At 70.5% G+C, this 24,951-nt stretch carries 22 protein-coding genes and 1 tRNA gene; 11 read left to right on the forward strand and 12 right to left on the reverse strand.

Annotated elements, in window-relative coordinates:
- Window positions 1–491 precede the first annotated feature (491 nt).
- The 5 genes from ACFVS6_RS12670 (at window position 492) to ACFVS6_RS12690 (ending at window position 6,303) form a co-directional block, all read left to right on the forward strand.
- Window positions 492–1,727, forward strand: a complete 1,236-nt coding sequence (locus ACFVS6_RS12670; protein ID WP_389703195.1) for a branched-chain amino acid ABC transporter substrate-binding protein — start codon at window positions 492–494, stop codon at window positions 1,725–1,727.
- A 114-nt stretch (window positions 1,728–1,841) separates the two neighbouring features.
- Window positions 1,842–2,774 (forward strand): branched-chain amino acid ABC transporter permease, encoded by a 933-nt coding sequence (locus ACFVS6_RS12675; protein WP_281206695.1) that lies wholly within the window; start codon window positions 1,842–1,844, stop codon window positions 2,772–2,774.
- Between the two features lie 5 nt (window positions 2,775–2,779).
- Window positions 2,780–4,498 (forward strand): branched-chain amino acid ABC transporter permease, encoded by a 1,719-nt coding sequence (locus ACFVS6_RS12680; protein ID WP_389703259.1) that lies wholly within the window; start codon window positions 2,780–2,782, stop codon window positions 4,496–4,498.
- Between the two features lie 3 nt (window positions 4,499–4,501).
- On the forward strand, window positions 4,502–5,590 hold the full coding sequence (locus tag ACFVS6_RS12685) for an ABC transporter ATP-binding protein (protein WP_389703197.1): 1,089 nt from the start codon (window positions 4,502–4,504) through the stop codon (window positions 5,588–5,590).
- Entirely contained in the window at window positions 5,587–6,303 is a 717-nt protein-coding gene (locus ACFVS6_RS12690; protein WP_281206693.1) for an ABC transporter ATP-binding protein, read from the forward strand. Before ACFVS6_RS12685 ends, ACFVS6_RS12690 begins: the two co-directional genes overlap by 4 nt.
- Before the next feature lie 84 nt (window positions 6,304–6,387).
- On the opposite strand, the gene ACFVS6_RS12695 is transcribed toward ACFVS6_RS12690, so the two are convergent.
- Entirely contained in the window at window positions 6,388–7,047 is a 660-nt protein-coding gene (locus tag ACFVS6_RS12695) for an ANTAR domain-containing response regulator (protein WP_389703198.1), read from the reverse strand.
- Window positions 7,048–7,140: 93 nt separating this feature from the next.
- On the opposite strand from ACFVS6_RS12695, the gene ACFVS6_RS12700 reads away from it, so the two are divergent.
- From ACFVS6_RS12700 to ACFVS6_RS12710, 3 genes are all read left to right on the forward strand, one after another.
- A tRNA-Leu gene (locus ACFVS6_RS12700) sits at window positions 7,141–7,226 on the forward strand.
- 83 nt (window positions 7,227–7,309) lie between these two features.
- Window positions 7,310–8,098 (forward strand): helix-turn-helix domain-containing protein, encoded by a 789-nt coding sequence (locus ACFVS6_RS12705; RefSeq protein ID WP_389703199.1) that lies wholly within the window; start codon window positions 7,310–7,312, stop codon window positions 8,096–8,098.
- 73 nt (window positions 8,099–8,171) lie between these two features.
- On the forward strand, window positions 8,172–8,423 hold the full coding sequence (locus ACFVS6_RS12710) for an EF-hand domain-containing protein (RefSeq protein WP_389703200.1): 252 nt from the start codon (window positions 8,172–8,174) through the stop codon (window positions 8,421–8,423).
- Between the two features lie 27 nt (window positions 8,424–8,450).
- Here ACFVS6_RS12710 and ACFVS6_RS12715 read toward each other — a convergent pair whose 3' ends face one another.
- From ACFVS6_RS12715 to ACFVS6_RS12725, 3 genes are all read right to left on the reverse strand, one after another.
- On the reverse strand, window positions 8,451–8,966 hold the full coding sequence (locus ACFVS6_RS12715) for a GNAT family N-acetyltransferase (protein ID WP_389703201.1): 516 nt from the start codon (window positions 8,964–8,966) through the stop codon (window positions 8,451–8,453).
- 124 nt (window positions 8,967–9,090) lie between these two features.
- Window positions 9,091–10,518 carry a pyruvate kinase gene (pyk, locus tag ACFVS6_RS12720; protein ID WP_389703203.1) on the reverse strand — a complete coding sequence of 476 codons (1,428 nt, stop codon included), beginning with the start codon at window positions 10,516–10,518 and terminating at the stop codon, window positions 9,091–9,093.
- A gap of 168 nt (window positions 10,519–10,686) precedes the next feature.
- Complete coding sequence (locus ACFVS6_RS12725; protein ID WP_389703205.1) at window positions 10,687–11,391, reverse strand: SIMPL domain-containing protein; 705 nt, start codon at window positions 11,389–11,391, stop codon at window positions 10,687–10,689.
- 130 nt (window positions 11,392–11,521) lie between these two features.
- Here ACFVS6_RS12725 and ACFVS6_RS12730 point away from each other — a divergent pair, with 130 nt between their 5' ends.
- Complete coding sequence (locus ACFVS6_RS12730) at window positions 11,522–13,330, forward strand: bifunctional metallophosphatase/5'-nucleotidase (protein ID WP_389703207.1); 1,809 nt, start codon at window positions 11,522–11,524, stop codon at window positions 13,328–13,330.
- 24 nt (window positions 13,331–13,354) lie between these two features.
- Here ACFVS6_RS12730 and ACFVS6_RS12735 read toward each other — a convergent pair whose 3' ends face one another.
- From ACFVS6_RS12735 to ACFVS6_RS12765, 7 genes are all read right to left on the reverse strand, one after another.
- On the reverse strand, window positions 13,355–14,764 hold the full coding sequence (locus ACFVS6_RS12735) for a lysine N(6)-hydroxylase/L-ornithine N(5)-oxygenase family protein (RefSeq protein WP_389703208.1): 1,410 nt from the start codon (window positions 14,762–14,764) through the stop codon (window positions 13,355–13,357).
- On the reverse strand, window positions 14,761–16,158 hold the full coding sequence (locus tag ACFVS6_RS12740; RefSeq protein ID WP_389703209.1) for a pyridoxal phosphate-dependent decarboxylase family protein: 1,398 nt from the start codon (window positions 16,156–16,158) through the stop codon (window positions 14,761–14,763). The genes ACFVS6_RS12735 and ACFVS6_RS12740 overlap by 4 nt, the downstream gene beginning before the upstream one ends.
- Window positions 16,159–17,027: 869 nt before the next feature.
- Window positions 17,028–19,532 (reverse strand): aminopeptidase N, encoded by a 2,505-nt coding sequence (gene pepN / locus ACFVS6_RS12745; protein ID WP_389703211.1) that lies wholly within the window; start codon window positions 19,530–19,532, stop codon window positions 17,028–17,030.
- A 113-nt stretch (window positions 19,533–19,645) separates the two neighbouring features.
- Complete coding sequence (locus ACFVS6_RS12750) at window positions 19,646–19,957, reverse strand: chorismate mutase (RefSeq protein ID WP_281206681.1); 312 nt, start codon at window positions 19,955–19,957, stop codon at window positions 19,646–19,648.
- A gap of 122 nt (window positions 19,958–20,079) precedes the next feature.
- Window positions 20,080–21,315: a sensor histidine kinase gene (locus tag ACFVS6_RS12755; protein ID WP_389703213.1), complete on the reverse strand. Its 1,236-nt coding sequence runs from the start codon at window positions 21,313–21,315 to the stop codon at window positions 20,080–20,082.
- Window positions 21,316–21,352: 37 nt separating this feature from the next.
- Window positions 21,353–22,009 (reverse strand): response regulator, encoded by a 657-nt coding sequence (locus tag ACFVS6_RS12760; protein WP_389703215.1) that lies wholly within the window; start codon window positions 22,007–22,009, stop codon window positions 21,353–21,355.
- 304 nt (window positions 22,010–22,313) lie between these two features.
- Window positions 22,314–23,087 (reverse strand): S1 family peptidase, encoded by a 774-nt coding sequence (locus ACFVS6_RS12765; protein ID WP_389703216.1) that lies wholly within the window; start codon window positions 23,085–23,087, stop codon window positions 22,314–22,316.
- Window positions 23,088–23,218: 131 nt separating this feature from the next.
- On the opposite strand from ACFVS6_RS12765, the gene ACFVS6_RS12770 reads away from it, so the two are divergent.
- Together ACFVS6_RS12770 and ACFVS6_RS12775 are read left to right on the forward strand one after the other, a co-directional pair.
- Window positions 23,219–23,653 carry a hypothetical protein gene (locus ACFVS6_RS12770; RefSeq protein WP_389703218.1) on the forward strand — a complete coding sequence of 145 codons (435 nt, stop codon included), beginning with the start codon at window positions 23,219–23,221 and terminating at the stop codon, window positions 23,651–23,653.
- Between the two features lie 114 nt (window positions 23,654–23,767).
- Window positions 23,768–24,478: an HAD family acid phosphatase gene (locus tag ACFVS6_RS12775; protein ID WP_389703220.1), complete on the forward strand. Its 711-nt coding sequence runs from the start codon at window positions 23,768–23,770 to the stop codon at window positions 24,476–24,478.
- Between the two features lie 27 nt (window positions 24,479–24,505).
- Here the strand turns inward: ACFVS6_RS12775 and ACFVS6_RS12780 are convergent, their stop codons facing one another.
- Window positions 24,506–24,886 (reverse strand): hypothetical protein, encoded by a 381-nt coding sequence (locus ACFVS6_RS12780; protein ID WP_389703222.1) that lies wholly within the window; start codon window positions 24,884–24,886, stop codon window positions 24,506–24,508.
- Window positions 24,887–24,951 lie beyond the last annotated feature (65 nt).

The following is a 24,951-nucleotide window of genomic DNA, read 5'->3' on the forward strand; positions in this document are numbered from 1 at the left end:
GTACGACCGAACCGCAGGTCGCAGCCCTCCCGCGACCCGGACCAAGATCGATCCACCCGAAGTGGATCAAGGGGGTCCGTCACGCTCTGTATTACCCACGCCATACGGAATCCCCCTTTTCCCCCCGGACAAAGCGACCCCCCGGATTCTTTCGGACACTCACCGCCACAATCGACCGAATTTGATCAGAGACAGGAGCATGAGGGCCTCAAGCCCCTTAGGGCAGCAGGTATTTCTCAGCATGTGGTCATTCTCCGGCGTTGCTTAACGCCCGATCTGTCCACACTCCCACCACGCATTCTTGCCCTTGGCATAACAAGAGCGTCACATCCTCCTTTCCCGGCTCCCCGTGCTCGCCACCTCGGGCCTAGAGTCACGGCCAGTCACCGCGCCGCCGGGCGCGAATCAGCACGGCCGTGTACCTCCCAGTGCGGCCCGGCGACCTAACGGCACCTCGACAAGAGGGCGCCGCGCCAGGGAAAGGAAGAATCGTGCGACACCGTTCTTTGCTCGTCCTCACCACCGTGATCACCACGGGAGCACTGACCCTCACCGCTTGCGGATCGCGCGACGGAGGCTCCACCGACAACAACGCCGACGGCAAGAAGACCGTCGTCGTCATCGGCGTGGACGCCCCCCTCACCGGCTCCCTCTCGGCGCTCGGCCAGGGCATCAAGAACTCGGTCGACCTCGCGGCCAAGACGGCCAACAAGAACAACGAGGTCCCGGGCATCGAGTTCAAGGTCGAGGCCCTCGACGACCAGGCCGTCCCCGCCTCCGGCCAGGCGAACGCCACCAAGCTCGTCGGCAACAAGGACGTCCTCGGCGTCGTCGGCCCGCTGAACTCGGGCGTCGCCCAGCAGATGCAGGGCGTCTTCGCCTCCGCCAACCTGGCGCAGGTCTCCCCCGCCAACACCAACCCCGCGCTCAGCCAGGGCGACAACTGGGGCAAGGGCGAGTTCAAGCGCCCCTTCAAGACCTACTTCCGCACCGCCGCCACCGACGTGGTCCAGGGCAAGTTCGCCGCCCAGTACCTCTTCAAGGACGCCGGCAAGAAGAAGGTCTTCGTCGTCGACGACAAGCAGACCTACGGCGCGGGCCTCGCCGCGATCTTCTCCGACGAGTTCAAGAAGCTCGGCGGCGAGGTCGTCGGCACCGACCACGTGACCGTGAAGGAGACCGACTTCTCCTCCACCGCCGACAAGGTCAAGTCCTCCGGCGCCGACTCCGTCTACTTCGGCGGCCAGTACCCCGAGGGCGGCCTGCTCGCCGACCAGATCAAGAAGACCGGCGCGCAGATCCCGCTCATGGGCGGCGACGGCATCCAGGACCCCGCCTTCATCACCGCCTCCGGTGAGGCCAACGAGGGCGACCTCTCCACCTCCATCGGTTACCCGGTCGAGAAGCTCCCGACCGCCAAGACCTTCATCGCCGACTACCAGGCAGCCGGCTACAAGGACCCGTACGCGGCCTACGGCGGCTACTCCTACGACGCCGGCTGGTCCGTCGTCCAGGCCGTCAAGGCCGTCGTCGCCGCCAACGGTGGCAAGCTCCCCGCCGACGCCCGCGCCAAGGTCGTCGAGGCTCTCGGCAAGGTCTCCTTCGAGGGCGTGACCGGCAAGGTCGCCTTCGACGAGAACGGCGACACCACCAACAAGCAGCTCACGGTCTACAAGGTCGAGGGCGGCAAGTGGATCGACGTCAAGAGCGACACGTTCAACCAGTAATCCCCACGGCACCACGCACCACCCGCACCACCTGAACCACCCCACCACCGCGCGAGGGCGCAAACAGCGCCCTCGCGCGGAGTCTTATCCGACACGCTCATCGGAGGCCCTGCGGTGCACGAACTGCCGCAACAGCTGGCCAACGGCCTGGCCCTCGGTGCCCTGTATGGCCTCATCGCCATCGGGTACACCATGGTCTACGGCATCGTCCAGCTCATCAACTTCGCCCACGGCGAGATCTTCATGATCGGCGGCTTCGGCGCCCTCACCGCCTACGCCATCCTCCCGACCGGCACCTCCCTGCTGATCGCGATACCCGTCATGATCATCGGAGGCTCCCTCGTCTCCGTCCTCGTCGCCATGGGAGCCGAACGCTTCGCATACCGTCCCCTGCGCAGCGCACCCCGGCTCGCACCCCTCATCACCGCAATCGGCCTCTCGATCGCGCTGCAACAGCTCGTCTGGCAGTTCTACCCGGACGCCAAGAAGGCAGTCAGCTTCCCCGAGTTCAAGGGCGAGGCCTTCAAGCTCACCGACAGCCTCTCCATCCAGCGCGCCGACGCCTTCGTCCTCATCCTCGCCCCGCTCTGCATGCTCGCCCTCGGCGTCTTCGTCTCGAAGAGCCGCAGCGGCCGCGCCATGCAGGCCACCGCGCAGGACCCGGACACCGCGAAGCTGATGGGCATCAACACCGACCGCATCATCGTCATGGCCTTCGCCATCGGTGCCGCGTTCGCCGCCATCGCCGCCGTCGCCTACGGCCTCGACAAGGGCCAGATCAACTTCGAGATGGGCTTCATCCTCGGCCTCAAGGCGTTCACCGCGGCCGTCCTCGGCGGCATCGGCAACATCTACGGAGCCATGGTCGGCGGCGTCGTCCTCGGCCTCGCCGAGGCCCTCTCGATCGCCTACATCGAAGAGATCCCCGGCATGCAGCAGCTCGGCGGTGGAGCCTGGTCCAACGTCTGGGCGTTCGTACTCCTCATCGTCGTCCTCCTCGTGCGGCCGCAAGGCCTGCTCGGTGAGCGCGTCGCGGATCGGGCGTGAGAACCATGACCACCAACACCACCCAGAACGACACGGTCAAGCAGGCCAACAGCCCCACCGCACTGCTCTACGCGGTCATCGGCGGAAGCCTCCTCACCGTCGTCAGCGCCTTCCTCGCCTGGACCTGGACCGCCGAGTTCCCCGGTGACCTCACCTACTACGGCAGCCCGGCACCCATCCAGTTCCTGAGCCTCGTCGGCGCCCTCCTCACCGCCGCCCACGCGCTCTCCGGACTCGGCGTCAAGGGCCTGCGCTGGCTCACTCCCACCGGCACCCGCAAGCCCGTGTGGATCCTCTCGCTCGGCACCCTCGCCGGCACCTGGTTCACCGTCCTGGCCATCGCCTGGGTCCTCGGCGGCTTCGCCCACCTGGAGCCCGGCGCCTACGTCGCCCTCGTCGGCTCGCTGATCCCGGCCCTCGCCGCGTTCAAGCTCCCCGACGACAGCCACAAGGCCGCCCCCGCCAAGAAGCTGGCCTCCTGGGTCGAGATCGTCATCATCGCGGTCTCCTTCGCCGTCGGCCTCTTCGTCGTCACCTTCGGCATCGACACCGACGACAAGGAGCCCCAGCTCTTCGTCACCTACCTGATCATCATCGGCTTCGCGGCCACCGCCCTGCTCAAGTCGGGCCTCTTCGACCGACTCGGCACCCTCACCGCGAACAACCGCCAGGTCACCCTGATCGCCACCGCCGCCGCGGCGATCACCTTCCCCTTCATCCAGCAGAGCGGCGACACCTACACGCTCATCGCGGTCAACATCCTGATCTTCGCGACCGTCGCCCTCGGCCTCAACGTCGTCGTCGGCCTCGCGGGTCTCCTCGACCTCGGATACGTCGCCTTCCTCGGCGTCGGCGCCTACGCCGCCGCCCTGGTCTCCGGCAGCACCGCCTCCGCCTTCGGCATCCACCTGCCCTTCTGGGCAGCGGTCATCGTCGGCGCCCTCGCCTCGCTCATCTTCGGCGTGGTCATCGGAGCACCCACCCTGCGCCTGCGCGGCGACTACCTCGCCATCGTCACCCTCGGCTTCGGAGAAATCTTCCGCATCGCCATGGGCAACCTCGACGGCACCTCCGGCCCCGACATCACCAACGGCCCCAACGGCATCCCCAACATCCCCCACCTCGAACTCTTCGGGTGGAACTTCGGGGAGTCCCACACGGTCGGCGGCATCGTCCTCGGCGCCTACGCCAACTACTACTTCCTGATGCTGCTCGTGATGGCCCTGGTCATCGTGGTCTTCGCCCGCGCCGGCAACAGCCGCATCGGCCGCGCCTGGGTCGCCATCCGCGAGGACGAAACCGCCGCCGAGGCCATGGGCATCAACGGCTTCAAGGTCAAGCTCATCGCCTTCGCCCTGGGCGCCACCCTCGCCGGCCTCGCCGGCACCGTCCAGGCACACGTCAACAGCACGGTCGTCCCCGAGAACTACGTCTTCGCCGGGCCCGTCCCGCCGAACTCCGCGTTCCTCCTCGCCGCCGTCATCCTCGGCGGAATGGGCACCATCCGCGGCCCCATCCTCGGCGCCGCACTGCTCTTCCTGATCCCCGCGAAGCTGGCCTTCCTCCAGGACTACCAGCTCCTCGCGTTCGGCATCGCCCTCATCCTGCTCATGCGCTTCCGCCCCGAAGGCCTCATCGCCAACAAGCGCGCGCAGCTCGAGTACCACGACGACACCGCTGGCCAGGCCCCCACGGACCTCGCCACCGCCAAGGCGGGTGCATAAGCCATGACGACCAGCGAGACCACCGACACCACCACCAAGACCACGGTCCTCGAAGCCAGCGGCGTCACCATGCGCTTCGGCGGCCTCACCGCGGTCAAGGGCGTGGACCTCAAGGTCAACGCGGGCGAGATCGTCGGCCTCATCGGCCCCAACGGTGCCGGCAAGACCACCTTCTTCAACTGCCTCACCGGGCTGTACGTCCCCACCGAGGGCACCGTCAGCTACAAGGGCACCGTCCTGCCGCCCACGCCCCACAAGGTCACCGCCGCAGGCGTCGCCCGGACCTTCCAGAACATCCGGCTCTTCCACAACATGACCGTGCTGGAGAACGTCCTCGTCGGACGCCACACCCGCACCAAGGAAGGCCTCTGGTCCGCCCTCCTGCGCGGCCCCGGCTTCAAGAAGGCCGAAGCCGCCGGCGAAGCGCGCGCCATGGAACTCCTGGAGTTCATCGGCCTCCAGCACAAGGCCCAGCACCTCGCGAAGAACCTGCCGTACGGCGAGCAGCGCAAGCTCGAAATCGCCCGCGCCCTCGCCAGCGACCCGGGCCTCATCCTGCTCGACGAGCCCACCGCCGGCATGAACCCGCAGGAAACCCGCGCGGCCGAGGAACTCATCTTCGCCATCCGCGACATGGGCATCGCCGTCCTCGTCATCGAGCACGACATGCGCTTCATCTTCAACCTGTGCGACCGCGTCGCCTGCCTCGTCCAGGGCGAGAAGCTCATCGAGGGCACCGCGTCCGAGGTCCAGGGAGACGAACGCGTCATCGCCGCCTACCTCGGCACCCCCTTCGAAGGCGCCCCCGGCGCCGAGGAGGACGCCGAGGTCCAGGCCGCCGAGGCCAACGCCGAGGCGGCCACGGCCGACGCGGTCGGGACCCCGGCCGTCGAAACCCCGGCGGAGGTCGAAGCCCCCGCGGAGGCGGACACCCCCACCGAGGCCGAGGCCCCCGCGGTCGAGGCGACCCCCGCGGCCGAAGAGGCTTCCGAAGAGGCCCCCGCGGCCGACCCGGACGCCGAAACCGGCCCGGACACGAACAGCACCACCGGCACCACCGGCACCACCAGCACGGAAGGAGAGACCAAGTGACCGCACTCCTCAAGGTCCAGGACCTCAAAGTCGCCTACGGCAAGATCGAAGCCGTCAAGGGGATCTCCTTCGAAGTCAACCAGGGCGAGATCGTCTGCCTCGTCGGCACCAACGGCGCCGGCAAGACCACCACCCTGCGCACCCTCTCCGGGCTCCTCAAGCCCACCAGCGGCAGCATCGTCTTCGACGGCCAGCCCCTGGCGAACGTCCCCGCCCACAAGATCGTCGCCATGAAGCTGGCCCACTCCCCCGAGGGACGCCACATCTTCCCCCGGCTGACGATCACCGAGAACCTCCAGCTCGGCGCCTTCCTGCGCACCGACAAGGAGGGCATCGAGAAGGACATCCAGCGCGCCTACGAGCTCTTCCCCATCCTGGGAGAGCGCCGCAAGCAGGCCGCCGGCACCCTCTCGGGCGGTGAGCAGCAGATGCTCGCCATGGGACGCGCGCTCATGTGCCAGCCCAAGCTGCTCATGCTGGACGAGCCCTCCATGGGCCTGTCCCCGCTCATGATGCAGAAGATCATGGCGACCATCGCCGAGCTCAAGGCCACCGGGACCACCATCCTGCTGGTCGAGCAGAACGCCCAGGCGGCCCTTTCGCTGGCCGACAAGGCGCACGTGATGGAGATCGGCAAGATCGTGCTCTCGGGCACCGGCCAGGAACTCCTGCACAACGAGGACGTCCGCAAGGCCTACCTCGGCGAGGACTGACAGCCCCCGCACCCGCACCAACGCCGTGAGGCCCGTCTCCCCTCGGGGGGAGACGGGCCTCACGGCGTACTGCGGACCACCGGCCTACTTGGCCGCGTTCTGCTGCTGCTTCTTCTCCTCGGCGTCCTCGATGACCGCCTCGGCGACCTGCTGCATGGACATGCGGCGGTCCATGGAGGTCTTCTGGATCCAGCGGAAGGCCGCGGGCTCGGTGAGCCCGTACTGGGTCTGCAGGATGCTCTTGGCCCGGTCGACCAGCTTGCGGGTCTCCAGACGCAGGGAGAGGTCCGCGACCTCCTTCTCCAGCGCCTTCAGTTCGGCGAAGCGGGACACGGCCATCTCGATGGCCGGCACGACGTCGCTCTTGCTGAACGGCTTGACGAGGTACGCCATGGCGCCGGCGTCGCGGGCCCGCTCGACGAGGTCGCGCTGCGAGAACGCGGTCAGCATCAGCACGGGGGCGATGGACTCCTCCGCGATCTTCTCGGCTGCGGAGATCCCGTCCAGGACGGGCATCTTCACGTCCAGGATGACGAGGTCCGGCCGGTGCTCGCGGGCCAGCTCGACGGCCTTCTGGCCGTCCCCGGCCTCACCGACGACGGAGTACCCCTCCTCCTCCAGCATTTCCTTCAGGTCGAGACGGATGAGCGCCTCGTCCTCGGCGATGACGACGCGCGTCGTCAGCGGCGGAACGTGCGACTGGTCGGCGTCGGGCGTGGGCGTCGACTCGTGCTCGGCGGTCACGGGGGGCTCCTCTTTGCGGGGCTGTGCTGCTTGGATGAGCCTACCTAGCAGCGCCGCCGCCTGGTCACCCGGTACACTCCGACATGCAGCCCGGCCGGGTTGGTGGAATGGCATACACGGATGTCTCAAACACATCTGCCCGTGAGGGCTTGCGGGTTCGAGTCCCGCACCCGGCACCAGTCCGAAAAGCGGACGTTCACATTCGGATGAACGTCCGCTTTTTGCTACGCAGTGCGACCTCGGTTCACGCAAAGTGTCGGCCATGGAGTTCCATCAGCCGGAAACCCGGAACACGGCCATCGCCCTGCTGCGTGGCGGCACACCCAACGCCCAAGTGGCTCGTCGGCTCGGCGTGCCGGTCGGCACGGTCGGCTATTGGAAGCACACGGACCGCGCCGAGCGTGGTGAGTGCCCCGGACGCCACCAATCGCAATGCCCCCACTGCCTGGACAGCCCGCTCGACGCCGAAGCGTACGCGTACGTCCTGGGTCTCTATCTCGGGGACGGTCACATATCCCGTTACTCCCAGCACCGCGTGCCGAGCCTGATGGTCACGTGCGACGACAAATGGCCCGGCCTCATGGATCTGGCAGAGCAGGCCATTCGCTGCGTGTTCCCCACGAACAAGGTCTGCCGGGTTCGCAAAGCCGGGAGCCACAACGTGAAGGTCTACTCACAACACCTTGAGTGCCTGTTCCCGCAACACGGGCCCGGGAAGAAGCACGAGCGGCGGATCGCGCTCGAAGCGTGGCAGCAGGAGATCGTCGACGCGCATCCGTGGGAGTTCGTCCGGGGGCTGATCCACTCCGACGGCTGCCGCATCACGAACTGGACCACCCGCACCGTCGGCGGGGTCACCAAGCGGTACGAGTACCCGCGGTACCTCTTCACCAACAAGTCGGACGACATCCGGAAGCTCTGCACCGACACCCTCACCGCGGTCGGCGTCAGGTGGACGGTCCTGGCGAGGGGCGGTGCCCCCTTCAACGTGTCCGTCGCGCGCAAGGAGTCCGTCGCGCTCATGGACTCCCACGTCGGGCCGAAGCACTGACCCCCGGCTCCGCCGTGCGGGGCCGCGCGTAGGGTGCGTAGGGGATTCGGCACCGTGAGAAGGGGACTCCGTGATGAGCGAGAAGGCTCGCAAGCTGTTCGAGGCGTTGGATCTGAACCACGACGGGGAGCTGACCCGGGCGGAGGTGATCAGTGCGTTGCGGGCACAGGGGCCGACGTTGGCTGCTCGGGGCGATCTGCCGTTCTGGGGTGTGGGTGATGCGGACGCGTCGTCGGCGTTGTTCGACGAGGCGGATCAGAACGGGGACGCGGTGTTGTCGTTCGAGGAGTTCGCGCGGGTGGTGGACCGGCGGTTCGGTTGGTAGGCGGGCCACGTCCGGCGGGCGGCGGGTCTAGGCCTCAGTTTCGGTTTCGGTTTCGGTGTGGTGGACGCGCAGGCCTCGGCTCCGGTAGTTGAGGAGGGCGCTGGGGTGGTCGTCGGAGTTGGTGTGGAGCCGGACCCGGTGGACGGTTCCGGCGTCGAGCGGGGTGGTGGCCCATGCCTGTCCGATGGCGAGGGTCAGGGCGTGGCCGCCGAGTCCTCGGCCGATGTGTTCGGGGAGCAGGCCGAAGGTGCGGATCTCCACGTCGCCGCCGGGGTGGGGTTCGAGTGCGGTGATGCCGACCGGCTCGCCGGCGAGGGTGATCAGCCAGTACTCGCGGTGGGGGTGGGTGCGGGCCAGTTCGTCCCACTGTTGTTCGGTGCGGGTGGAGCTGCGCCATCCGTGGGCGGCTCCGACGCGGGCCTGGAGGGTGCGGGCGAGGGCGGTGAGGCCTGTTTCGCGGCGGAGTTCCAGGGCGGGTACGGGGCGACCCGGGCGCAGTTCGCCGGGGTCGGTCATCTCCAGGTGCGTGATGGTGCGGGCCATCACGCCACCGTACCCGCGCCGTGCGGCGGGTGGGGGCGGGGTGGGCGGGGGCCCTCCGTCTTGCCGGGTGGGCCGCTGGTGGGTGGTGCGGGTTCGCCGGCAAGTTGTGGAGGGACGGGGTGGGTCAGCGTACGGCGTCGCCGATGTGGTGGATGCGGACGAGGTTGGTCTTGCCGCTGACGCCGGGGGGTGAGCCCGCGGTGATGACGACGATGTCTCCGGGTACGCAGCGTCCGATGCGCAGGAGTTCTTCCTCGACCTGGGCGACCATGGCGTCGGTGGAGTCGACGTGGGGGCCGAGGAAGGTTTCGACGCCCCAGGTGAGGTTGAGTTGGGAGCGGGTGGCCTGGTCGGGGGTGAAGGCGAGGAGGGGGATGGGTGAGCGGTAGCGGGAGAGTCGGCGGACGGTGTCGCCGCTCTGGGTGAAGGCGACGAGGAACTTGGCGCCGAGGAAGTCGCCCATTTCGGCTGCGGCTCGGGCGACGGCTCCGCCTTGGGTGCGGGGCTTGTTGCGTTCGGTGAGGGGCGGGAGGCCCTTGGCGAGGATGTCCTCCTCGGCGGCTTCGACGATGCGGGCCATGGTGCGGACGGTTTCGATGGGGTGTTTGCCGACGCTGGTCTCGCCGGAGAGCATGACGGCGTCGGTGCCGTCGATGACGGCGTTGGCGACGTCGGAGGCTTCGGCGCGGGTGGGTCGGGAGTTGTCGATCATCGAGTCGAGCATTTGGGTGGCGACGATGACGGGTTTGGCGTTGCGCTTGGCGAGTTTGACGGCGCGCTTCTGGACGATGGGGACTTGTTCGAGGGGCATTTCGACGCCGAGGTCGCCGCGGGCGACCATGATGCCGTCGAAGGCGGCGACGATGTCGTCGATGTTGTCGACGGCCTGGGGCTTTTCGACCTTGGCGATGACGGGGAGGCGGCGGCCTTCCTCGTCCATGATGCGGTGGACGTCCTCGATATCGTGGCCGCTGCGGACGAAGGAGAGGGCGATGACGTCGGCGCCGATGCGCAGGGCCCAGCGGAGGTCTTCGATGTCCTTGTCGCTGAGGGCGGGGACGGAGACGGCGACTCCGGGGAGGTTGAGTCCCTTGTGGTCGGAGACCATGCCGCCTTCGATGACGCGGGTTCGGACGCGGGGTCCGTCGACGGCGGTGACTTCGAGGGTGACGCGGCCGTCGTCGACGAGGATGCGTTCGCCGGTGGTGACGTCGGTGGCGAGTCCCTTGTAGGTGGTGCCGCAGGTGTGGCGGTCGCCTTCGTGTTCCTCGACGGTGATGGTGAACTCGTCGCCGCGTTCAAGGAGTACGGGACCTTCGCGGAAGCGGCCGAGTCGGATCTTCGGGCCTTGAAGGTCGGCGAGGATTCCGACGCTGCGGCCGGTTTCGTCGGAGGCCTTGCGTACGTGGTGGTAGCGCTCCTCGTGTTCGGCGTAGGTGCCGTGGCTGAGGTTGAAGCGGGCGATGTCCATTCCGGCTTCGACCAGGGCTTTGATCTGGTCGTACGAGTCGGTGGCGGGGCCCAGGGTACAGACGATTTTGGCTCGGCGCATGGGTCGAGCGTATGCCCCTACCAGGGAGTAGGAAATTGGTTGCGGGTGTCTGCTCAACAACCTTTGGGCGAAAGCTTGTTGACAACTGTTGAATGTGCATGGGGGTGCTCATCGGAGCACCCCCGTGGCGCATTTTGTACGGTTTTCGCTCGCGGTTCCTTCGGGTCGTCAGAGTTGCGGCGGGGTCATCGTGAAGCGGGCGTTCACCTGTGCGTGGACGGTCTGGCGCTGGGGTTCGAGGTCGAGGGGCGGGGCGGTGTCGTCCTCCATGGCGCCGGCGAAGGCCATGCTGCGCATCGCGCTGCCGCCGGGGCGCGCGAAGGGGGTCTCGTCCTCGGCTTCGACGTCGGCGAGTTCGACGAGGGCGGCGAGGTCGGCGCCGAGGGCGTGGGCGTATTCGCGGGCGCGTTGGACGGCTTCGAGGACGGCTTGGCGGCGGGCTTCGCCGTGGGCGGGCGAGGTGGGGCGCAGGGCCCACCAGGGGCCGTCGACGCGGGTGAGTTCGAGGTCGGCGAGGCGGGTGGTGAGTTCGCCGAGGGTGGTGAAGTCGTTGAGTTCGGCGGTGATGTGGACGCGGCCGTGGTAGGCGCGGACGCGTTCGGCGCGGCCGTGGCGGGTGAGTTCGGGGGTGATGGAGAAGGAGCCGGTTTCGAGTTTTTCGACGGGTTCGCCGTAGCTCTTGAGGAGTTCGAGGACGGTGTTGTTGCGGCGGGTGAGGTCGTCGAGTGCGGTGCGGCGGTCGGTGCCGCGGGCGCTGACGGTGACGGTGATGCGGGCGATCTCGGGGTCGACTTCGAGGCGGGATTCGCCGCGGACGGCGACGCGGGGCACTTCGGGGGTTCCGTAGGGCTGGTGTGCGGTGTCGTGGGTCATGTTTTCCACTGTCGCACCGTGGTCCGTGGGGGGTGTGGTCATCGGATCGAAACCTGGTGGGGGTGTTGTTGCTTGTTACTCGTGGGTCAGAATCTACGCGCGTTGTTCAGGGCCTCACGAGGGAGATGGCATGACGTTCGACCGTAGGAAGTTCATGGGGGCTTCGGCCGCGACGGGTGCGGCCGTGGCGTTGGCGGGGGCCACGAGCTCCCCGGCCGCCGCCGCGCAGGAGCACGGGGGCGTGAAGGGGAAGGGACCGCGGACGTACGCGTTCACGGTGATGGGGACGACGGACCTGCACGGGAACGTCTTCAACTGGGACTACTTCACGGACAAGGAGTTCGACGACAAGGCGCACAACGATGTGGGTCTGGCGAAGATCTCGACGTTGGTGAGTCGGGTGCGGGCGGAGAAGGGGCGGCGGAACACGCTGCTGATCGACGCCGGTGACACGATCCAGGGGACGCAGCTTTCGTACTACTACGCGAAGGTCGATCCGATCACGGCGCGGCGCGGGCCGGTGCATCCGATGGCGCAGGCGATGAACGCGATCGGGTACGACGCGGCTGCGCTGGGGAACCACGAGTTCAACTACGGGATTCCGGTGCTGCGGAAGTTCGAGGAGCAGTGCGACTTCCCGCTGTTGGGGGCGAACGCGTTGGACGCGAGGACGCTCCGGCCGGCGTTCGCGCCGTACAGCATGCACCGGTTGCGAACGCCGTTCGGGCGGGACGTGAAGGTGGCGGTGCTGGGGCTGACGAACCCGGGCATCGCGATCTGGGACAAGGCGCACGTGCAGGGGAAGATGACGTTCCCGGGTCTGGAGGAGCAGGCGGCGAAGTACGTGCCGCGGCTGCGGTCGATGGGTGCCGACGTGGTGATCGTGTCGGCGCATTCGGGGTCGAGCGGTACGTCGAGCTACGGGGACCAGTTGCCGCACGTGGAGAACGCGGCGGGTCTGGTGGCCGAGCAGGTGCCGGGGATCGACGCGATCCTGGTGGGTCACGCGCACACGGAGATCCCGGAGTACCGGGTGAAGAACCGGGCGACGGGCAAGGACGTGGTGTTGTCGGAGCCGCTGAAGTGGGGGCAGCGGTTGACGCTGTTCGACTTCGAGCTGGTGTGGGAGCGGGGCTGCTGGTCGGTGTCGAAGGTCGCGGCGAAGGTGTTGAACTCCAATGCCGTGGAGGAGGACCCGAAGATCACGCGGTTGTTGTCGGACGAGCACCGCAAGGTGGTGGCGTACGTCAACCAGGTGATCGGTACGTCGACGCAGGCGATGTCGACGGCGGAGGGTCCGGTGAAGGACGTTCCGGTGATCGACCTGATCAACCACGTGCAGGCGGAGACGGTGCGGGCGGCGCTGTCGGGCACCGAGTGGGCGTCGTTGCCGGTGGTGTCGCAGGCGTCGTGCTTCTCGCGGACGGCGTCGATACCGGCGGGTCGGGTGACGATCCGGGACGCGGCGGGGCTGTACCCGTTCGAGAACACGTTGGAGGCGCGGCTGCTGACGGGCGCGCAGTTGAAGGACTACCTGGAGTACTCGGCGCGGTACTACGTGCGGACGGCGGCGGGTGCGCCGGTGGATCCTGCGGCGTTGACGAACGCGGAGGGCATTCCGGACTACAACTACGACGCGGTGTACGGGTTGGCGTACGAGATCGACGTGGCGCAGCCGGTGGGGTCGCGGATCGTGGGGTTGTCGTTCGCGGGGAAGCCGGTGGATCCGGCGGGGCGGTTCGTGTTGGCGGTGAACAACTACCGGGCCTCGGGCGGGGGCAATTTCCCGCACGTTCCGCAGGCCAGGCAGTTGTGGGCGGATTCGGACGAGATCCGTAACACGATCGTCCAGTGGGTGAAGGCGAAGGGGACGGTGGATCCGGCGGCGTTCGCCTCGGTGGATTGGCGGCTGACGCGGGCCGGGGTGCCGGTCTTCTAGCGGGGCCGCCGTTCGGGGGGGCGGCTAGGGGTGTTCGACGAGCGGGAGCAGCTCGCCTGCGGGATGGGGGCGGGTGTGCTCCCGCTGTTCGAGGCCGAAGGTGGTGAAGGCGGTGCGGCGGGGCTGGGGGTAGGGCTCCTTGTCGGTGAGGGTGTTGAGGATGGCGGCGCTGCGCCAGGCGGCGAGGCCGAGGTCGGGGGCTCCGACGCCGTGGGTGTGGCGTTCGCCGTTCTGGACGAAGACGGTGCCGGTGACGGAGGGGTCGAGGATCATGCGGTGGCGGTCGTCGATGCGGGGGCGGCCGGAGGAGTCCTTGCGGAGGTAGGGGTCGAGGCCGGCGAGGATGCGGGTGAGGGGGCGTTCGCGGTAGCCGGTGGCGAGGACGACGGCGTCGGTGGTGAGGCGGGAGCGGGTGCCCTGCTGGGTGTGTTCGAGGTGGAGTTCGATCTTGGTGGTGGCGACGCGGCCGGCGGTGCGGACGTTGACGCCGGGGGTGAGGACGGCGTCGGGCCAGCCGCCGTCGAGGGTGCGGCGGTAGAGCTCGTCGTGGATGGCGGCGATGGTGGCGGCGTCGATGCCCTTGTGGAGTTGCCATTGGGCGGGGACGAGTTGGTCGCGAACGGGTTCGGGGAGGGCGTGGAAGTAGCGGGTGTAGTCGGGGGTGAAGTGTTCGAGGCCGAGCTTGGAGTACTCCATCGGGGCGAAGGACGGGGTGCGGGCGAGCCAGCTGAGGCCTTCGCGGCCGGTGGGGCGGTTGCGGAGCAGGTCGAGGAAGACCTCGGCTCCGGACTGGCCCGATCCGATGACGGTGACGTGCGCGGCGCCGAGGATGCGTTGCCGGTTGTCGAGGTATTCGGCGGAGTGGATGACGGGGACGGTGGGGGCTTCGGCGAGGGGGCGCAGGGGGTCGGGGACGTGGGGTGCGGTGCCGATGCCGAGGGCGAGGTTGCGGGTGTGGGTGCGGCCGAGGGCTTCGGCTTCGCCGTCGGGGTCGATCCGGGTGTAGTCGACTTCGAAGAGGTCGCGTTCGGGGTTCCAGCGGACGGCGTCGACCTGGTGGCCGAAGTGGAGGCCGGGGAGGCGGCCGGCGACCCAGCGGCAGTAGGCGTCGTATTCGGCTCGTTGGATGTGGAACTGCTCGGCGAAGTAGAAGGGGAAGAGACGTTCCTTGTGCTTGAGGTAGTTGAGGAACGTCCAGGGGCTGGTGGGGTCGGCGAGGGTGACGAGGTCGGCGAGGAAGGGGACTTGGAGGGTGGCTCCGTCGATGAGGAGGCCGGGGTGCCAGCGGAAGTCTCGTCGTTGGTCGTAGAAGGCGGTGTCGAGGGGGCCGATGCCTTGTTGGGGGAGGCCGTGGGCGAGGGCGGCCAGTGAGAGGTTGAACGGGCCGATTCCGATTCCGACGAGGTCGTGGGGGGCGTCGAGTGGGGCGGTCATCGGTGGGTCCTGCCTTCCAGGAGGGTGACGAGGGTTTCCAGGTCCTGTGCCGTGATGTGGGGGTTGAGGAGGGTGGCTTTGAGCCACAGTCGGCCGTCGGCGGTGGCGCGGCCGAGGACGGCGGTGCCGTCGTGGAGGAGGGTTCGGCGCAGGGTTGCGAGGTGGTCGTCGTCCGTGGGGGTGGGCCGGAAGAGGACGGTGGTGAGGGTGGGGGGTGCGTGGAGTTCGAAGCGGGGGTGTGCGTCGAGGAGTCCGGCGAGGTGGTGGGCTGCGGTGGTGGTGCGGTCGATGAGGTCGGCGAGGCCGTCGCGGCCGAGTGAGCGCAGGGTGACGGCGATCTTGAAGGCGTCGGGGCGGCGGGTGGTGCGCAGGGAGCGGCCGAGGAGATCGGGGAGGCCGGCTTCGGTGTCGTCGGTGGCGTTGAGGTAGTCGGCCTGGTGGGCGAGGGGGGTCAGCAGTGCGCGGTCGGGGACGACGAGGAGTCCGGCGGCGACGGGTTGCCAGCCGATCTTGTGGAGGTCGACGGTGAGGGATCGGGCGCGGGTGAGGCCGTCGACGAGGTGGCGCCGGCGGGGGCTGAGGGCGAACGGGCCTCCGTAGGCGGCGTCGATGTGGAGGTCGGCGCCGTGGTGGTCGCAGAGGTCGGCGAGGGCGTGGAGGGGGTCGACGAGGCCGGCGTCGGTGGTGCCGGCGGTGGCGGTGACGAGCACCGGTCCGGTGGTGCGGGCGAGGGCTTCGGCGAGGTCGGCGGGGTCGAGGGTGCCGGTGGGGGTGGGGAGGGCGGTGGCGGGGCGCAGGCCGAGGAGCCAGGCGGCGCGGGGTACGGAGTGGTGGGCGTTGGCTCCGTGGAGGACGGTGAGGTGGGGGCCGTGGCGTTCGCGGGCGAGGAGGAGGGCCAGTTGGTTGGCTTCGGTGCCGCCGGTGGTGAGGAGGGCGTCGGGGTGGGGGGTGTCGTAGAACTCGGCGGCGAGGGTGCGGGTGAGTTCGGCTTCGATGGTGGAGGCGGCGGGGGCCTGGTCCCAGGAGTCGAGGGAGGGGTTGAGGGCGCTCGCGGCGAGGTCGGCGGCGGTGGCGACGGCGAGCGGCGGGCAGTGCAGGTGGGCGGCGCACAGGGGGTGGGCGGGGTCGGCGGCGCCGGCGGCGAGGGTGTGGACGAGGGTGCGGAGGGCTTCGTGGTCGCCGGTTCCGTGGGTGGGGAGTACGTCGCCGAGTGCGGCGCGGACGCGTGCGGTGACGGTGTCGGGGCCGCCGGCGGGGAGGGGGCCGCCGCGTTCGCGGGTTCCGGTGCGCAGGGCGGTGAGGACGGTGTCGATGAGGGGCCGCAGTGCGTCGGCTCCGCCGGGGCCGCCGGCGAGGGGTGGCGGTGGGGGCGGGGTGCGGGGCGGCTCGGTCATCGGGGGTCCTTCACGCGGCTGGGCGGGGACAGCGTGGTCCCCGCCCGATACAACGATCAGACCCGAATGGGGTAACCGCCGGGGTTTGTCCGCTGCGGCGCTGTCGGCCGGTCGTTCGGACGCACCCGGGAGGAGGCCCGCCGAGACGACGCCGATTGCGGGGGCGGGGGCGCGGGGCGCGGGCGGGACCGTGACCGGGCGGAGGCCGGGCGGAGGCCGGACGGCGGGCGGTGGCGGAGGCCGGGCGGCGGGCCGGGCGGCGGGCGGTGGTGGAGGCTCGCGCTTGGGCGCGCCGGAGGCAGCGGCGCCGGGTGGCGGGCGGTGGGCCTGTCCCCGGCAGTGGGCAGGAGCCCGTGGCGGCCGGGGGCCCGGCGACAGGCCGGGCGCCGGTGGCGGCGGCGGGAGCCGGCGGAGTCTCGTGCGTCGGGCCGCGCCGGACGCGGGGCGCTCGCCGGCCGTCCGGGGCGGGGCAGCGGGGACGGCAGGCCCGGAGCGGGGCAGCGGGGACGGCAGGCCCGGGGCGGCGGACCGAGGCCCGGGGGCCCGGGAACCGGAGGCCGGACCACGGATCAGGGGCCGAGCCCGGAGTCCAAGGCCGGACCACGAATCAGGGGGGCGAGCCCGGGGCCGAAGGCCGCCGGCCGGGCGACTGCGGTACGGGTGGGCAGCGGCGGGTAGGGCCAACGGTGGTGCAGGGGGCGGTAGTCGCGCACCAGCAGGACGGGTAGCAGCGGTACAGGTGGCGGCAGCCGCGCACCAGCGGGCCGGGTAACGGCGTTACGGGTGGCGGTGGTTCGGGGCGTGGCGGGTGTTCGCCGGACGCCGCTGCGGGGGCGGCGTCCGACGGTGGTGGGTCAGGCGGTGATGGGTCAGGCGGGGGTGCGGACGCGCAGGGCTCGGGCGAGGTCGTCGAGTTGGTCGACGAGCTTGCGCCGCAGCAGCGGGATGAGGTCGGGGTCGTCGAGGCAGGTGCGTCCGGCCCGGAGGTTGGCCTCGTCGATGGCGTACGCCGGGAAGGCCCAGCGGCCGGCGGCTTCGGCGATGGCGGGGCCCCGGCGGGCTCCGAGGGCGACGGCCTCGGGGTAGTAGCGGGGGACGTAGGCCTCGACGAGGTCGGCCTGTTCGGGTTGCCAGAAGCCCTGTGCGGTGGCGGTGAAGAGGTAGTTGGAGAGGGTGTCTTCGTGGAAGAGGCGTTGCCAGGCGGCGGCCTTGGCCTCGGGGGTGGGGAGGGCGGCGCGGCAGCGGGCGGCGCCTTCGCTGCCGGTGGCGCTGGGGTCGGCGGCGAGGGCGGCGTCGATGGTGTCCTCGTCCGCGGCGCCGAGGACGCTGAGGCGGGCGAGGATGCGCCAGCGCAGTTCGGGGTCGAGTTCGGGGCCGCCGGGGACGGTGCCGTCGGCGAGCCAGCCGGCGAGGGTGTCGGGCTGGGTGGCGCTGTCGATGAGGACGCGTACGGCGGCGAGCCGCAGGCCGGGTTCGGTGCCGTCCTCGGTGCGGCGGAGCAGGTTGCGGGTGAGGGAGGTGATGAGGGTGAGGGCGGCGCCGCGTTCGGTGGGGGCGAGGTAGCGGTCGGCGACGTGGGTGCGGGCGAAGCCGAGGACGCCCTGGACGATGGCGAGGTCGCTCTCGTCGGGGAGGTGGGCGTCGGCGGTGGTGAGGTAGGCGCCGGGTTCGAGTTCGCCGTCGCGGACCATGTCGCGCAGGGAGCCCCAGACGACGGCGCGGGTGAGGGGGTCGGGGAGGCGGGAGACGCCGCGCAGGGCGGTTTCCAGGGAGGGTTCGTCGAGGCGGATCTTGGTGTAGCCGAGGTCGCCGTCGTTGAGGACGAGGAGGTCGGGTCGGGGGCCGCTGCCGGAGAGGACCTCGTCGGAGGGGACGTCGATGCCGAGGAGTTCGCCGCGTTCCAGGAGGCCGTCGGGGGTGCGGTGGTAGGTGCCGGCGGTGATGTGGTGGGGTCGGCTGCCGTTGTGGTCGACGGTGAGGGTCCAGCCGCCGGGGCTTTCCTCGATGCGGGGGGTGAGGGTGTCGACGCCGGTGGTGCGGAGCCAGATCCGGGCCCAGGCGTGGACGTCGCGGTCGGTGTGGGTGGCGAGGGAGTCCACGAAGTCGGCGAGGGAGGCGTTGGCGAACTTGTGGCGGGCGAAGTGGGTGTTGATGCCGGCCAGGAAGTCCTTCTCGCCGAGCCAGGCGACGAGTTGGCGCAGGGCGGAGGCGCCCTTGGCGTAGGAGATGCCGTCGAAGTTGAGGAGGGCGGAGGCGGTGTCGGGGACGTCCTCGGGGGCGGGGGCGACGGGGTGGGTGGAGGGGCGTTGGTCGGCGTCGTAGCCCCAGGGCTTGCGGACCATGCCGAATTCGGTCCAGGTGCCGGTGAAGCGGGTGGCTTCGGTGAGGGTCTGGTAGCCCATGTACTCGGCGAAGGACTCGTTGAGCCAGATGTCGTCGAACCAGGCGAGGGTGACGAGGTCGCCGAACCACATGTGGGCCATCTCGTGGGCGATGACCATGGCGCGGCTCTGGCGCTCGGTGTCGGTGACGGCGGAGCGGAAGACGAACTCGTCGCGGAAGGTGACGAGGCCCGGGTTCTCCATGGCGCCGGCGTTGAATTCGGGGACGAAGGCCTGGTCGTAGGAGTCGAAGGGGTAGGGCTCGGCGAACTTCTCGTGGTAGCGGTCGAAGCAGTCGGTGGTGACGGAGAGGATCTCGTCGGCGTCGGCGTCGAGGTGGGGGGCGAGGGACTTGCGGCAGTGGATGCCGAAGGGGAGTCCGGCGTGTTCGGTGGTGATGCTGTGCCAGGGGCCGCCGGCGACGGCGGCGAGGTAGGTGGAGATGACGGGGGTGGGGGCGGAGCGCCAGATGCCGGCGCCGTCGGTGTCGCGGTCGCCGGTGCGGGTGGTGATGCCGTTGGCGAGGACGGTCCAGTGGGCGGGGGCGGTGACAGTGAACTCGAAGACGGCCTTGAGGTCGGGCTGGTCGAAGGCCGGGAAGACGCGTTGGACGTCGTCCATGAACATCTGGGAGTAGACGTACGTTTCGTCGTCCGCGGGGTCGGTGAAGCGGTGCAGGCCCTCGCCGGTGCGGGAGTAGCGCATGCGGGCGTCGACGCGCAGCTCGTGGTCGCCTTCGGTGAGGCCGGCGAGCGGGAGGCGGTTGTCGGTGAGGGCGGCGGTGTCGAGGGGCCGGCCGTCGAGCGTGGCGGAGCGCAGTTCGTCCGGTTTCAGTTCCACGAAGGTGTCTCCGGCGGCGCGGGCGGCGAAGCGGATGACGGTGGTGGAATCGAAGGTGTCGTCACCGGTGGTGAGGTCGAGGGTGACGGCGTAGTGGTGGACGTCGAGGAGCTGGGCTCGGAGCTGCGCTTCGTTGCGCGTCAATGCGGACATGGGGCCATGCTGCCCGACGGGGACGCCCGGACCCAGGGGGTATCGGCGGACGGCCGCGGCGTCGCTCCGCGGTGGTGGGTGGCGGGCGCCGGCGTCGGCGCCCGCCCCGGGGATCAGTCCTCGCCCGCCGCGATCGTCTCGTGGTGGCGGATGACCTCGGCGATGATGAAGTTGAGGAGCTTCTCGGCGAAGGCCGGGTCGAGCTTGGCGTTCTCGGCGAGCTGCCGCAGCCGGGCGATCTGGCTGGCCTCGCGGCCGGGGTCGGCGGGGGGCAGCTGGTGGCGTGCCTTGAGGTGGCCGACCTGCTGGGTGCATTTGAAGCGTTCGGCGAGCATGTGCACGACGGCCGCGTCGATGTTGTCGATGCTGTCGCGCAGGCGGGACAGTTCCGCGGCGACGTTCTCGTCGATATCGCTGTTGTTCATGGTTCCCGAGAATACGTGGCGTGCGGCACGGTCCTCCCGGGGAGCCGGCCCGTGAGACGGGGCGGGGGTCGGGGTGGTGGGGGCCGGGTGGGACCGGGGTGGGGGCCGGTGTCGGGTCGGGGTCACAGGGGCAGGACGGCCGTGACGAGCCAGCCGCCTTCGGGGGCGGGGCCGGCGGTGAGGGAGCCGCCGAGGGCCTCGGCGCGTTCGGCCATTCCGACGAGGCCGTAGCCGCCGCCCCGGGCCTTGTCGGAGAGGCGGGCGGGGATGCCGCCGTCGTCGGCGATGCGTACTTCGAGGCCGTTGGGGACGGTGCGCAGGCCGACGCGTACGGCGGTGGCGGTGGCGGCGTGCTTGCCGATGTTGGTGAGGGCTTCGAGGACGATGCGGTGGGCGGTGGCGGCGACGTCGCCGGGCAGGCGGGTCGCCAGGCCGTCCTCGATGTACAGGGCGACGGGCGGGCCGGTGACGGTGAAGCGTTCGGCGAGCGAGCGGATGTCGGCGAGGCCGGCGACGGGGGCCGTCCCCGGTCCGCCCGCGCGCCCGGGGGCCCCTCCCCCGGTGCGGTCGCCGGCCGCGGCCCGGGCGTCGTCGCCGTCCTTGGCCCCGTCCTTGCCGCTGTCGGTGTCGTCGTCGCGGAGGACCTTGACGAGGCGGCGCATGGAGCCGAGGGCTTCGTCGCCGGCGGTTTCGATGCGGCCGAAGATCTCGGCGGCGCGTTCGGCGGAGACCTTGGTGAAGCGGGCCGCGCGGGCCTCCACGACGATGCCGGTGACGTGGTGGGCGACGAGGTCGTGGAGTTCGCGGGCCAGTTCCAGGCGTTCGGCGGTGCGGACTGCGCGCAGTTCGCGGACGCGTTGGACGGACTGGAGGCGCAGGAGCAGGGAGTACGCGCCGACGACGACGGCGAGGACGGAGAAGAGCAGGGTGAAGCGTCCGGGGTCGGTGTCCCGGACGGGTACGGCCGTGCAGCCGAGGCCGAGGAGGGGTCCGAGGACCGCGGCGGTACGGGCGGGTGCGCGGAGCAGGACCTGGGAGAGGAGGACGAGCAGGGCGATGGCCTCGCCGCCGCCCCAGACGACGAGGGGGTGGTTGCCGAAGATGAGGAGGAGGGTGACCGTCCAGGTGGTGGCGGCGGCGAACCAGGCGCGGGTCAGGAGGGGGATCCGGGGCCAGGGTGCGGCGCTGAGGCAGACGAGGATCCCGGAGATCCAGACGGCGGTGTGCGGGAGGCTGGGCCGGCGGGCGAGGATGATGCCTTCCGCGGTGACGAGGCCGATCAGGACCAGGGTGAGGACCCAGCGGAGCCAGTCGGCGACGTGCGGGTGGCGTCGCGCCCAGCTCGCGAGCGGGCTCACCGTCGTCCCTCCGCGGTGGGCGTGGCGGGTGGCGGGGTCACGCCGCGCCGACGGCCAGGCCGCTCTCCCAGGCCCAGGCGGCGATCTCGACGCGGTTGCGGGCGTCGAGCTTGGCCTGGACGTTGGCCAGGTGGGTCTTGACGGTGGACAGCGATACGTACAGTTCACCGGCGATCTCGGCGTTGGTGAGCCCTCGTGCGAGGCAGCGCACGACGTCCCGTTCGCGTTCGGTGAGGGGCTCGGCGGGGCGGCGGGCCGCCTGGGCGGCGGTGGTGCGCGGGGCCATCTCGCGCAGGAGCCGTACGGTGATGGCGGGTGAGACGAGCGCGTCCCCCGCGGCTGCCGCCCGTACCGCTTCGACCAGCATGGCCGGGCTCGCGTCCTTGAGGAGGAAGCCGGACGCGCCGCCGTGGAGGGCGGCGTGGACGTACTCGTCGAGGTCGAAGGTGGTGACGATGACGATGCGCGGCTTGTCCTGGCCGGAGAGTCGGCGGGTGACTTCGAGTCCGTCGAGGCGGGGCATGCGGATGTCGAGGAGGAGGACGTCCGGCCGGTGCTCGGCGACGGCGGCGAGTGCCGCTTCGCCGTCGACGACGTCGGCGACGACCTCGATGTCGGACATGCTCTCCAGGATCATGCGGAAGCCGGTCCTGACCATGTCCTGGTCGTCCGCGATGACCACGCTGATCGTCATGCGCTGCCTGCCCCACTGTTGCCCGCTGCCGCCGATGGACTCCTCCCATCGGACCGGTGCGGGCGTCGGACCGCAACCGCACGGGGGGCCGCCGGATGGGTGTCGCGGGGTGGGGGCAGCGGTGTTCCGGCCTCGCGGTACGTCCTTCGAGCGTACGTACGTCCGGGGTGGTGCGCTTCGCCCTTCCGGCCGGTTCGCGGCCGGCCGGAAGGACGAAGGGGTGCCGCGCGGTGGGCGGGGGATGCCGCGCGGTGGATCGGGGGCGCCGCCGGCCGGATCGGGGGCGCCGCTCGGTGGGCCGGGGCTAGAGGGTCGCGGCCGCGCTCTTGATCGCTCCCGCGAAGGTGGACACCTCGGTGTAGACGCCGGGGTAGTTGGGGCGTGCGCAGCCCTGGCCCCAGCTGACGATGCCGACCTGGATCCAGGCGTTGGCGTTGTCGCGGCGGAACATGGGGCCGCCGGAGTCGCCCTGGCAGGTGTCGACCCCGCCCTGGGGGAGGCCGGCACAGATCTCTTCGGAGGGTACGAGGTCGCTGCCGTAGGAGCTCTGGCAGGAGGCGTCGGAGACGAAGGGGACGGTGGCCTTCATGAGGTAGCGCTGCTGGCCGCCGCCCTCGCGGGTGGCGCCCCAGCCGGCGACGGTGAAGGTGCCGTTGTCGTAGGCCTTGGTCTCGGCGATCTTCAGGGTGGGCAGGTTGATGGGCTTGGCGAGCTTGATGAGGGCCCAGTCCTTGCCCGTGCCGTTGTAGCCGGGGGCCTGGAGGACCTTGGTGGACTTGACCTTGATGGCGCTGGAGCTGTTGAGGTCGACGACGCCCGCGGTGGCGGTGATGGAGGTGTTGTTGCCGGAGCCGTTCACGCAGTGGGCGGCGGTGAGGACGATCTGCTGGGTGTAGAGGGCTCCGCCGCAGCCCATGGAGAGGCGGACCATGAAGGGGAACTCGCCCTGTGCGGCGCGGGTGCCGCCGACGACGGGGGGCTGGGCGGCGCCCGCTCCGGTCGTCTGGAGGCTGACGGCGGCGAGGGCGACGGCGCCGACGGCGAGGGACTGCTTGAGGACTCTGCCGAGGTTGGCCATGGTCAACACACTGCCTTTCGTGGGGGGTTGGGCTGTGCGCGTCATCGGGTGAATGACGAGTCCATGACACAACCGAACGTCTGGAGCAATCAAGAACGCGTTTTCGGACAACTTCCGGCCGGGGAGGCGGTGTGACGCAGAACCGCAGGCGCGACAGCCCGGTGGAGCACGGATTTCCGCACTTGGAGACCGTTCGCGCCTCGCTCACGGCCCTGTTCCGGCGCCTGGGGCCGGAGGGCGTCCGCACCTACGCCACGAGCTTCGCGGCGGCCGACGCGGCGTTCGACGGGGACGACGACCTGCACCTCGGCGCCCATCGGGTGGCGTCCGCGATGGTGCGCGCGCTCGGACAGCCGGACGCGCGCGTCGTGGTCGAGTTCCGGCCGATGCGGGACGCGGCGACGGTGGATCCAACAGCGGGCCCCGAGTGCTTCGAGTCGCACCCGGACGGGCAACGGGTGAGCTTCCCGCGCCCGGTGGGCGCCGGGCGGATGCGGGTCACGGTGCCGGGGCCGCAGCGGGTGCGGTGCGGGGTGTGTCGCACGGTGCTGGAGTGCGACACGTAGCGGGGGTTCATCGGGCGGCCCCGAAAAGTTTCCTACCGACCGGTAGACAGGGGGAACGGCACTGCCTCAGCCTGATCGCGTACATGCCAATTCGTGACCGAGGAGCGCCCCCACATGCGCATCACCCGCCGCACCCTCCCCACCCGTACCGGCCATCCCCGCCGCGGCGCCTCCGCCGCCGCCGGCGTGGTCGTCGCGGGAGCCGTCCTGGCCCTGCTGCCCGCCACCACGGCCGGGGCCGCCCCCGCGGAGCGGGCCGTGACCGCGCCGGCCGCGGCGAGCGCCGTCACCGCCTCCGCCCCCGGGGGCAACGCGGCGATCCTCGGCATCGACTACGCCACCTGGCAGCGCGACGTGGCCGCCGTCATCGACGCCGCCCGTCCCGCGATCGAGCAGCGCATCGCCGCCTCCCCGGCCGGGGAGAAGCCGGCGCTCGTCCTCGACATCGACAACTCGTCGCTGGAGACGGACTTCCACTGGTTCTGGACGTTCCCGACTCCCGCGATCTCCAAGGTCCGCGAGCTGACCCGGTACGCCAACGACCGCGGCGTCGCGATCTTCTTCGTCACCGCCCGGCCCGGGATCATCGAGTCCCTGACCGAGCACAACCTCAAGGCCGTCGGCTACCCCGTCTCGGGCCTCTACGTCCGGGACCTGCCCGACCTGTTCAAAGAGGTGAGCACCTACAAGACGGCCAAGCGCGCCGAGATCGAGGCCCGCGGCTACACGATCATCGCGAACATCGGCAACAAGCAGAGCGACCTGGTCGGCGGCCACGCCGAGCGCACCGTCAAGCTGCCGGACTACGACGGCAAGCTGTCCTGATCCGGCGGCGCGCCGGGGCGGCGGCCGTCAGAGGCCGCCGCCCCCGCCGCAGCCGCCCCCGCCCCCTCCGCAGCCCCCGCCGCCTCCGCAGCCGCCGTGTCCGCCGTGCCCGCCACCACCGCCGTCCCCGCCGCCGCCGCCGTCCCCGCCCGGGCTGCCGAGTCCGACGCCGTCACTGCCGCCGCCGAAGCCGCCGCCGGAGCCGGACGACTCCCACGCCTCAAGCAGAACGAAGCCCAGGAAGAGGGAGAACGCGGCGGCCATGACGGCGAGCCCCACCATCCACCCCGTCCCCATCGTCTCCTGGGCTCCCTGCAGTTCCGGATCCACCGCGACCCAGATCAGGGCCCCCCACGTGCCGAGGCACACCACCCCGCCGACCAGCGCCCACACGCCGGCCCGGCTCACTCCCCCGCCGCCTTTGTCTCCATACGGGGCGTTGTGCCCGCGCCCCGCCGGCGGAACACCGGCGT

The sequence above is a fragment of the Streptomyces sp. NPDC057939 genome (assembly GCF_042887545.1).
Classification (GTDB): Bacteria; Actinomycetota; Actinomycetes; order Streptomycetales; family Streptomycetaceae; genus Streptomyces.